The sequence below is a fragment of the Mesorhizobium sp. M4B.F.Ca.ET.214.01.1.1 genome (assembly GCF_004791545.1).
In the GTDB taxonomy this organism is placed as follows: domain Bacteria; phylum Pseudomonadota; class Alphaproteobacteria; order Rhizobiales; family Rhizobiaceae; genus Mesorhizobium; species Mesorhizobium abyssinicae.
This window is the reverse complement of the sequence record NZ_SRUX01000266.1, coordinates 1-289: the sequence shown is the minus strand read 5'-3', so window position 1 is coordinate 289 and position 289 is coordinate 1. Positions and strand designations below refer to the sequence as shown.

Annotated in this window: 1 pseudogene; it reads left to right on the top strand. The window is 61.2% G+C overall.

Annotated features, from left to right (window positions below):
- Nucleotides 1–100 precede the first annotated feature (100 nt).
- Nucleotides 101–289 (top strand): annotated as a pseudogene (locus EN857_RS34190) (homoserine kinase); the annotation flags it as partial.

Here is a 289-nt window from a genome sequence, read left to right as displayed (position 1 = left end):
GGCCACCGAAACAGAGGATTTTCCGGTCATGCGGGTATTGCGCGATGTCGAACTGACGCCGGCCGACATGGCCTTCGTCAACGGGGCCGCGTGAACGGCCATGGCGGTGTACACCGACGTTGCGGAGGGCGAACTCGGCGCTTTCCTGAAGCACTATCCGGTCGGCGACCTCCTGTCCTATAAGGGCATCGCCGAAGGTACCGAGAATTCGAACTTCCTGCTGCACACCTCCAGCGGTTCCTACATCCTGACGCTCTATGAAAAGCGGGTCGAGAAGGCGGACCTGCCG